At 64.4% G+C, this 9101-nt stretch carries 8 protein-coding genes; 4 read left to right on the forward strand and 4 right to left on the reverse strand.

Annotation, left to right across the window (positions count from 1 at the left end; all coding sequences use genetic code 11):
- Window positions 1–346: 346 nt before the first annotated feature.
- Entirely contained in the window at window positions 347–493 is a 147-nt protein-coding gene (locus tag JMJ55_RS32100; protein WP_202827950.1) for a tripartite tricarboxylate transporter substrate-binding protein, read from the forward strand.
- 369 nt (window positions 494–862) lie between these two features.
- Here the strand turns inward: JMJ55_RS32100 and JMJ55_RS23040 are convergent, their stop codons facing one another.
- On the reverse strand, window positions 863–1021 hold the full coding sequence (locus JMJ55_RS23040; protein WP_202827951.1) for a hypothetical protein: 159 nt from the start codon (window positions 1019–1021) through the stop codon (window positions 863–865).
- Window positions 1018–1314: a phytanoyl-CoA dioxygenase family protein gene (locus JMJ55_RS23045; RefSeq protein WP_202827952.1), complete on the reverse strand. Its 297-nt coding sequence runs from the start codon at window positions 1312–1314 to the stop codon at window positions 1018–1020. Before JMJ55_RS23045 ends, JMJ55_RS23040 begins: the two co-directional genes overlap by 4 nt.
- 860 nt (window positions 1315–2174) lie before the next feature.
- On the opposite strand from JMJ55_RS23045, the gene JMJ55_RS23050 reads away from it, so the two are divergent.
- Window positions 2175–3263: a TRAP transporter substrate-binding protein gene (locus tag JMJ55_RS23050; RefSeq protein ID WP_236033946.1), complete on the forward strand. Its 1089-nt coding sequence runs from the start codon at window positions 2175–2177 to the stop codon at window positions 3261–3263.
- Window positions 3264–3295: 32 nt separating this feature from the next.
- Window positions 3296–4204 (forward strand): aminotransferase class I/II-fold pyridoxal phosphate-dependent enzyme, encoded by a 909-nt coding sequence (locus JMJ55_RS31125; RefSeq protein ID WP_328702758.1) that lies wholly within the window; start codon window positions 3296–3298, stop codon window positions 4202–4204.
- 683 nt (window positions 4205–4887) lie between these two features.
- On the opposite strand, the gene JMJ55_RS23065 is transcribed toward JMJ55_RS31125, so the two are convergent.
- The gene (locus tag JMJ55_RS23065) at window positions 4888–6096 is read right to left on the reverse strand and encodes an MFS transporter (RefSeq protein WP_202827955.1); all 1209 of its coding nucleotides are present in this window, start codon (window positions 6094–6096) and stop codon (window positions 4888–4890) included.
- Between the two features lie 304 nt (window positions 6097–6400).
- Entirely contained in the window at window positions 6401–7192 is a 792-nt protein-coding gene (locus tag JMJ55_RS23070; protein WP_202827956.1) for an SDR family NAD(P)-dependent oxidoreductase, read from the reverse strand.
- Between the two features lie 444 nt (window positions 7193–7636).
- Here JMJ55_RS23070 and JMJ55_RS23075 point away from each other — a divergent pair, with 444 nt between their 5' ends.
- On the forward strand, window positions 7637–8629 hold the full coding sequence (locus JMJ55_RS23075; RefSeq protein WP_202827957.1) for a Bug family tripartite tricarboxylate transporter substrate binding protein: 993 nt from the start codon (window positions 7637–7639) through the stop codon (window positions 8627–8629).
- Window positions 8630–9101: the final 472 nt, after the last annotated feature.

A 9101-nucleotide genomic window follows, 5' to 3' on the forward strand; every position in this document is an offset into this window, starting at 1 on the left:
GCTCCTGTAGACGCGAACCGCGAACGCTCAAAGGCTTGCGGTTGCCACGGCGAGCGCCATGATCCAGGGCCGATCCTGCTGGACGCAGCAGCTGCAGCTCACGCCTTTCGTCGCCGAGGTGGGCCACCGACGCGCGGCGAGGTAGCGATGACAAGGAACACGATCAACCCATGCCGAAGCTGGCACGCAACGGGCGGCAGAACTCGCCGTGCCCTGCTGGGCATCGCGGGCGCAGCCTGCGCCGCGGCGACCACGCCCGGCCAGGCCGACGCAGCCGATCCGCTTCACCCGGATCTTTCCGTCAGGCGGTCGGACCGACATTCTCTCGCGCATCTGGTGCAACCGGATGCCTGGGATCACAGGCCGGTCCTTTGTCGTCGAGAACCGCTCAGGCTCCGGCGGGAATGTCGGTACGGAGACGATTGTGCGCGCTACGCCGGACGGCAACACGATCGGGCTCGCCTCGGTTTTCCTTCCTCTCGATTGCGGCTAGCCTTTATCCTCGGCTGCCCTATGGCGTGGAGCGCGACTTCTCGTACGTCTGCGACCTGTAGCAGCTGCCGAACCTCCTCATCGTACGCCTCGGCATTCCGACCCATAGCGTCCCTGAGCTGATCGCGCTTTGCTGTTGCGAACCCGGCCGGCTCAGCTTCGGGAGCTCGGGCGCCGGCACCACGCGGCATATTGCGGGCGAGATATTCAACGCGCTGGGCTACCGCCCGCCTGCGCCAGAAGCCGTCTTGCCGCGACCAAATGGGCCCGCCTTCGCTGCGCTCTGGCACGCCCAGCCGGGCATGCCAAAACATAGGCCAACTCTCTCATAACCCATGGATCCCTGTTCGGGGTCGAGCCACCGCCCGGCTCAGATGGCCAGATCCTTGGTGTTGTAATCGCGGATCACCCGATCGGATGTCTTCGGCGTGAATCGGAACTGGTTCTCGAGCCCGATGAACGGCTGATACTTGAATACCGCTTCATCCGGGAAAGCTTGATGCCGCGCATTGATAGCGACCTGGATCACCGCGGAGCGGTAAAGATGCGTTGCTCGTCATAGACGGCGTTGGTCTCTGCGATCGACAGCGCCGCCTTCTGGCCCAGCACGGACTTGCGCCGATGAAAGCCGAAAGTGAGCGAGATCCAGACGTCGGGCGAGCTGTTGGCGAAGGAGCCGTGCACCATCTGCCGGTTGACCATGGTCACGTCGCCCGCTTCGCAGACTAGCGGCACCGCACCCGGAAGCCGCCCGCTGCCGCCGTTGGCCTCCACCATGGCCCTGATGTCGGCCCTGCCCAGCTTGTGGGAGCCCGGGATCACCCATAGGCAGTTGGCAGGCGTCGCCGGGTAAGCTGCACCTGATAGTTGAAACCGTGGATCCCCTCATCCCAGTCGGGCGAATTCCAATGCGTCACGCCGTCCTGATGCCAGGCGACGGAGCCGCCAAGGCCAGCCTGCTTGACAAAGATCGCATCGTTAAACGGCACAAATCGGGGCCATTACTCGACTGCGCAGCGGCCAAAAGCTTGGGAGTAGGCAGCCATTTCAGCGGCATGCTCCGCACGGGAGATGCTTCGCGGTGCCGTCACAGCTTCAGTCAGTTCGTTTATGGTACGTCTTGCTTCCCTTGCGCAGGCATCATTGTCGACCAGGCAGCGTCCTCGTAAGAGGCCTTCGGGCGGAGCCAAGTTGCCGCGCTCTGCTTCGCCCACTCTCCTGCGAAGAGCATCAGAAGCTGCGGCTACCCTAGGCCTTCGGGATGTCGCCCTTCCAGTATCGCTTCCAACAAATCCGCTACGAGCAGCGTCAGCTGCAGTAGGCTGGCCAGGTGTTCCCTCTCAATCCGCTCTGCTGCCACTGAGCCCGGATCTGCAGGTCACATTAGACTTGCGATGCGTCGCTCATCGCATGCGTCTACTGGATGAACCCTGCGGACCAGACTTCCCTCGATCTGACGATACCCCCGCCTTGCCTGCTGCTGGCCCGTCATACTGCGGCCCGTATCCAGCCAGCGCGGCGCTGCAAAGCCGAAGCAGGTCTGGCGAAATCTACGACCGTGGTGACCTTTAAGCAAAAAAATCAGCCCCGCCCACATCGAAACCTTGTGTAGCGGTTTTTGTGGTGCATGCTCTTCACGCCGTGGGTCACGCTGCGGCCAAAGATATAGGAGGGAAAGCACCTTGAACCGTCGTCTCATGTTGCAGGGAGCTGTTGCTGCCGCTCCGGTGGCGCTTGCTGCTCCTGCGTTGGCACAAACGCAAAGCCCCGAGATTCGTTGGCGTCTGACTAGCAGCTTTCCAAAGAACCTCGATATCCTCTTCGGCGGCGCCGAGTACCTGGCCCGACGCGTAGCTGAGATGACGGAAAATAGGTTCCAAATCCGCAGCTTCGCAGCCGGTGAGATCGTGCCCGCGCTGCAAGTGTTGGATGCCGTGCAAAACGGCACGATCGAATGCGGCCAAACCTCCAGTCTCTATTACGTCGGTAAAGATCCGACTCTCGCCGCCTTTGCCGCAATCCCCTTCGGCATGAACATGCGGCAGTTGACAGCTTGGCTGCGGCAGGGTGGAGGCAACGAAATCGCGGCCGAACTCTATCGCGACTATAACGTGGTGGGTATTCCCTTCGGCGATACCGGTACGCAAATGGGGGGATGGTTCCGAAAGGAGATCCGTACCCTGGAAGACTTGAAAGGTCTGAAATTCCGTATTTCGGGCTTCGCTGGGCATCTATTTTCTAGGCTAGGCGCTGCGCCAACGCAGATCTCGGCATCAGACATCTATCCAGCGCTCGAGCGAGGGACCATCGACGCAGCGGAATGGATTGGCCCCTACGATGACGAGAAGCTCGGCTTCGTGCGGGTCGCCAAGTTTTACTACACGCCAGGCTTCTGGGATCCGTGCTCCCGTGGCGTTCTGATGGTCAACCAGGCAGCCTGGAACAGCTTGCCGGAGCATTACCGACACATATTGGAGGTCGCTTGCGGTGAGGCCTCGATGGAGATGACTTCCCGTTACGACGAAGCGAACCCTCAGGCGCTGCGACGCTTGCTGGCAAACGGGGCGCAATTGCGGAATTGGCCCCGGGAGATAATGCAAGCCGCTTGGCGCTCCACCCATGACTTGTACGAGGAAACGGCAGCACAAAATCCACGCTTTCGCAAAATGTGGACGAGCTACAAAGCTTTCCGCGACGAGCAGTTTCAGTGGTTCCGCGTGGCAGAGAACGCTTACGAAAACTTTGCCTTTGTGGCGGCGGCACAGCGATAAACAACGACGGATGTAGGCGCTCAGGCGACGCCGTGGCCCCGGGCGGGCTTGCCCTCGGCCGAGACCCGCGGCATCCGCCCTGCACCTGCCAAGGATGTCTCGCCGCATGGACGCCAACCTCGCCGAAACCCTGCCCGCCCGGATCCACGGCGTCGGCACCAGCCAGATCGGCATGGTGGCCGATCGCGGGCGCCACGATCCGGAGGTCATGCGGCCGTTTCACTCTGGCGCTGCAGGATATCCTTGCCGCCGTCACGCCGCAGACGCGGATCCTGGTGGTGAACTCACCTTCCAACCCCACGGGCTGGGTGATGCCCCTGGCGGAGATGGAGGCGCTGCGGGACGTGGCGCGGGAGCGCGGCCTCTGGATCCTCTCGGATGAGGTCTACAACCACTTCACCTACGGCAATGCGATCGCACCTTCCTTCCTTCAGGTCACGACGCCGACGGACCGGCTGATCGTCACGAATACCTTCTCCAAGAACTGGGCGATGACGGGGTGGCGCGCAGGCTGGGTCACCTACCCGGAGGGGCTGGCAGCCACCTTCAGCAAGCTTGGGCAGTACAACACGACCTCCATCCCGACCTTCATCCAGCATGCGGCGGTGGCAGCGCTGGAGCAGGGCGACGCGTTCATCCGCACGATGGTCGGCCGCTGCGTCGAGAGCCGTGCCATCCTGGTGGAGGGGCTGTCCCGGATACGCGGCGTGACGGTCTTCCCGCCGGAAGGCGCCTTCTACCTGATGGTGCGGGTCGATACGGGGGAGACCAGCCTCGACCTCGCCTTCAGGTTGCTGCGCGAGGCCAAGGTGGGCGTCGCGCCCGGCACGGCCTTCGGGCCACAGGGCGAGGGCTTCCTCCGCATCTGCTTCGCCATCAGCCCGGAACTGGCCCGGGAAGCCGTGGCGCGGCTCGCGCGCGTGCTGAGCACGCCAGTCTAGCGGCCGTCGCAGCGGGTATGTCCACCCGGCGTCGCTTCAGGTGCTGTCCGCGACATCACCCTCGCTGCCGTCGTGTGCATCCCGGCGCCGCGGCCCGATGGCCCGGGACCCCGCGCTTGTTTAGCGCTCTGGCCATCGCCGCCAGGCCGGTCACGCCCTCGGCCCGCAGCCGCTCCACCTCAAGGGCCAGCCAGTGCGTGTGTCGCTCTGCCGCCAGGCGCCGCGCTTCGGCCACTGCTGCGGCGCCGGGACCCTCTGCTGGCCGGTAGCCCCAGCTGCCGTCTACGCTGCGGCACGTGCTTTGCGACACCCAACGCGGCCCTGATGCACTCGCTGATCAGTTCGCGCTCTTCTGCGCCTTGGCGGCGTAGTCCACATCATCAGGTCATCGACGCCAGGCAAGTCGGCGGCCCGGGTCTGGTCGCCTTCCTCCAGCAGGCCCGACAGCGTGTAGATGCGGAGTGACCCGATCGAGCCGCGTCGCCACCAGCACCGCCGCAAGCGGCCGGCAGCGGGCTAGCGCCGCCTGGAAGCCCGACCGGCGGTCGTCCTTGCCGCTGGCCACGTCCGATACCTCGCCGACCAGCTACAGCCCCGGGCGACGAAGGCCCGTACGCGGGCCTGCTGCGCCTCCAGCCTGAGGATGCCGTGCCAGCCTGAAGCCACTGGCCGCTGCAGAAGCGCTAGGCCTGCTTGAGGCGCTCAGGAAGCAGCCGGGGCAGCGGCGGGAAGGTTAGGGCAATCGCCACGGCGCCAAGCCCGATCGCCAAGGAGCTGACATGCATCCCAGCATAGCTGCCAAAGCGGTCGAAGATCCAGCCGCCGACTGCCGGCCCCGTCGCCATGCCGAGGCAGGAAACCATAGTCGCGGCGCCGAAGACCGTGCCCATGATACGCGGTCCGAAGTAATCGCGCGCCAGCACCGCATAGAGAGGCATTACGCCGCCATAGGCAAGGCCGAAGACCGCCGCGACGGCGTAGAACTCTCCGAGGCTGCGGGCCGGAAGGAAGGCCCCGATCGCCAACGCCTGGAGCAGCAGTCCGCCGATCAGCACCGGCTTGGCACCGTGCCGGTCGGCGAGCACGCCTAGCAGCAGGCGCCCACCAAGCCCAGCCAGACCCTGCAGGCTGTAGACGCTGACGGCGGCCATGGCAGACAGACCGCAGACCGTGGCGTAGCTCACTACATGGAAGATCGGTCCGGCATGCGCGAGGCAACAGGCGAAGAAGGTGGCAGCCAGTACGAGGAACTGTCGGCTGCCCAGAGCCTGGCGGGCAGTAAAGCCCTCGCCTGCCGGCGCGGCCAGCTCCCCGATCGCTAACGCCATCACCGGCGGGCGGCGTAGCAGCAACGCCGCCGGCAGCACGATCGCCCAGGCAACCAGCCCAATCACGAGCTGCGCGGTGCGCCAGTCATGGCCCGAGAGTAGCCATTGCGCGAAGGGTGCGACCGTCACCGGTGCCATGCCGAGCCCGGCGGAGACGAGCGAGACGGCGAGTGCCCGCTGGCGGTCGAACCAAGCGCTGGCCGTTGCCATCATGGGCGCAAAGAACGCGCCGACCGAGGCACCGAGAAACACGCCGTAGACGAGTTGGAAGGTCAGCAGGCTCGTCGCCTGGCTGGCTAACACCAACCCAGTACCCAGCAACACACCGCCGGCAAGTCCAACGATGCGCGGGCCGTGGCGGTCGCTGACCCAACCCCAAAAGAAAGCGCCGAGGCCCATCGCCAGGAAGGCGACCGTCATTGCGGCCGAGATGCCGGTGCGCGACCAGCCCGTCTCGACGGCAATCGGATCGAGGAAGACGGCAAGGGAGAACATAGACCCCATGCCAATGCAGCCCATCAGCGCCCCGACGGCAACGATGACCCAGCCGTAGTGCCGTTCCATTTGTGTCTCCTCCCGCACGGCCTGTACCGAGCGGCACCGGGTCATGCTTCACGTAGCATCGTCCCAGATCTTGGCCGCGCCGCAACGGTCATATCGCATAGGGGCAGCGCTCTAGCAGAGGGACAGCGCGATAGAGCCGTCGGCAGTGCCCGTGACCCGCTTCGCCTCCTCACTAGTCTCTTGCGGAACCGGCTCATTTTCCAAAGGTCTGGTGTCCGCCAAAACCAGCCGCGCCAAAGCGGCTGAGACGCCCACCGTCAACGGCGCCCGCTATCCCGCTCCAAGCGCACCCAGCAGGTCAGCCTTACCGAACGCTGCCCTGCGACACGCCAACCGGCGCTGCCGTCCGCCCTCCGTCGACAACGTATTGAGCGCCGGTGATGTTGCTGGCGAGATCGCAGCAAAGGAACAGAACTAAGTTAGCTACCTCATCTGCGGTGCCATAGCGTCGCAGCGGGATCGAGGCTGCATACCGCTCCTCAACGCCTTCTGGATTATTCGGGGATACCTGCTTGGCAATATCCTGCACCATACGTGTCACGATCGGGCCCGGGCAAATCGCATTCACGCGGATACCGAGCGGGCCGACCTCGCCTGCCGCAACCTTGGTCAATCCGATGACCGCGTGCTTGGAGGCCACATAGGCTGACATCCCCGCGGTTCCGACCAGGCCCGCGATCGAGGCCGTGTTCACCACTGCCCCGCGCTGCTGCCGGATCATGACCGGCAAGACGTGCCGCAACCCGAGAAATGCTCCCTTGACGTTTACTCCCATCACCGCATCGAAAATTGCTTCATCGTACTCTGCCGTTGGTGCGACCCGTCCCTCGATGCCGGCATTGTTGTGGAAGCAGTCGATCGCGCCGAACGCTTCAAGCGCCGCCTCGACATAGCCTTGCACCTCGGTCGAGCGTGTCACGTCTGCCTGCCGGAAGATTGCTGCCTTTCCGATCTCGGCCGCCACCGCTGCGCCCGCCTGGGCATCACGGTCGACGACCAGCACCTTCGCCCCATGTCGTGCAAACCCTAGCGAGACGGCTCGACCAATCCCATTGGCACCACCGGTCACGACCGCGACCTTGCCGCTGAAATCCATGAAATTCTTCTCCCTTTTCGCCCCCACTTCTTTTGCGGAGGCAGGCTGGTCACCCGCGCTTGAAGCTCCAAGATCAGCGGAAGCTCCGGCGCAAGCTCTCAAGTCGCCTCATTGGGCGAAGCTGACGTCGCCAATTCAAGTAAGGGTGACATGCGCGGCAACTCCGCCGCAATAGCCTGCACCTACTGCCGGCCCAAAGCTCCACCCTCTTGCAGGATCCGCACCTCCGCTCGAGTGTAGCTGTACGAGACATTGGTGGATCGTGGTCGGTGCGCGGCTGTTCGTGGTTGAAGGCGCTGCAAGGCAGCGGAGAGGCGAAATAGAACCGAGCTTGTCGTCGACGCAGGCATTTCCGCGGCGATGCCCTAGCAAGGCGATAGCGGACCAGCCAGCGCACAATGCAACAAAACCGCCGGAAAGGCGGACGCACGGGAGGGCGACGAGATGACGAAGCTTCTGAGCTGGAAGATAGGTAGGCGGGCGGCTCTCACTGCCGCGGCAGCAGGCGGTGCCGTGAGGCTCGCCGTCGCACAGAGCCGCTTTCCGAGCCGCGCCGTGAGCATCGTAGTGCCAATCCCGGCTGGAGGGGGAACCGACTACGCTGCCCGGCTGATCTCGGCGCCTATGGGAATTCTCCTAGGCCAACCCGTCGTGGTCGAGAACCGCCCTGGCGGCAATGACGTCATCGGACTGATGTATGTCGCCCGGTCCCAACCTGATGGGCACACGCTCCTCATGGGCTACTGCGGAACAATGGCCGGGCGGGCGGCAATCGGCGGCACCGGCAACGTGAGCACGGCCGACGACTTTGTGCCCATTGGGCAGGTGTCTGATACGCCGCAGCTTCTCGTGGTCCATCCTTCACTGCCGGTCAACAACCTGCAGGAGCTGATCGCCTATACTAAGGCGAACCCTGGCAAGGTCAGCTACGCCTCGGCGGGCAATGGCTCCATGCATCACCTAGGGACCGAGCTGCTGAAGTCGCGGACTGGAATGGACATGCTGCACGTCCCCTACCGGGGGACAGGAGAGACCATTGGCGACCTTATAGCGGGGCGCGTCCAGTTTTACATGAACTCGCCTCCTCCCTTGGTCAGCCTGGTGCGGGACGGCAAGGTCAGGGCGCTTTGCGTCAGCTCCAACGAGCGGCATCCGGGACTGCCGGAAGTGCCCTCGCTGGCTGAGAGCGGCTTGCACGACCTGCCGCTCAACGTATGGTTCGCACTCTTCGCGCCGAAGGCGATCCCGGCTGATGTGCGCCAGAAACTCTCCGAGGCGCTGGAGCGGTCCCTCGCCGACGAGGATCTTAAAAGGCGTGCGTTCGAGGCCGGGTCGTTGGTGAAATATGCTGGGCCGGAAGACGTAGCCCGCAGGCTTCGTTCCGAGATTGCGGGTTGGAGGGCTACGGCACAAGCCGCCAATATTCGGGCTGATTGAGTGATCGCTTGTCGTTGACCAGCTCTGCGCCCTGCACGACCCTCATTGGGCGCTCTGGAGCATGCCCCGTACGGGCGCTGCCAAACCCATGTAGGGGTGCAGCGCGCGCGGGTAGTCGTAGTCTGGCTGCCCTGTGCAGCCCGTGTAGGGCAGGCGCCGGCCTATCCAGCGCAACCCTCGACAGTCCTGCGCAGGTCAAGGTGGGCCACCTGCTTCACGCGTACATCCGGTCTAGGGTTCCTCTCGGTCCACGAGGACGACCTCGACGTCGGCGGTGCCCCGGTTGTTGCCCGCGTAGAAGCGCGTGATGTCCAGCACCGGAGCCATGTCGTCGGCGTAGACGTATAGCGAGCCGGACCGCCGCGCGCGAAGCCTTGCCTCGTAGGTCTCCGCTGTGAGGCGCTTGGGTCTGGTGGTCCAGGTTCAGCGTTAGCCTTCGCCGGCCGTCGAACCCCTCGTCGACCCGCAAGGG

The sequence above is a fragment of the Belnapia mucosa genome, from assembly GCF_016775475.1.
Taxonomy (GTDB): domain Bacteria; phylum Pseudomonadota; class Alphaproteobacteria; order Acetobacterales; family Acetobacteraceae; genus Belnapia; species Belnapia mucosa.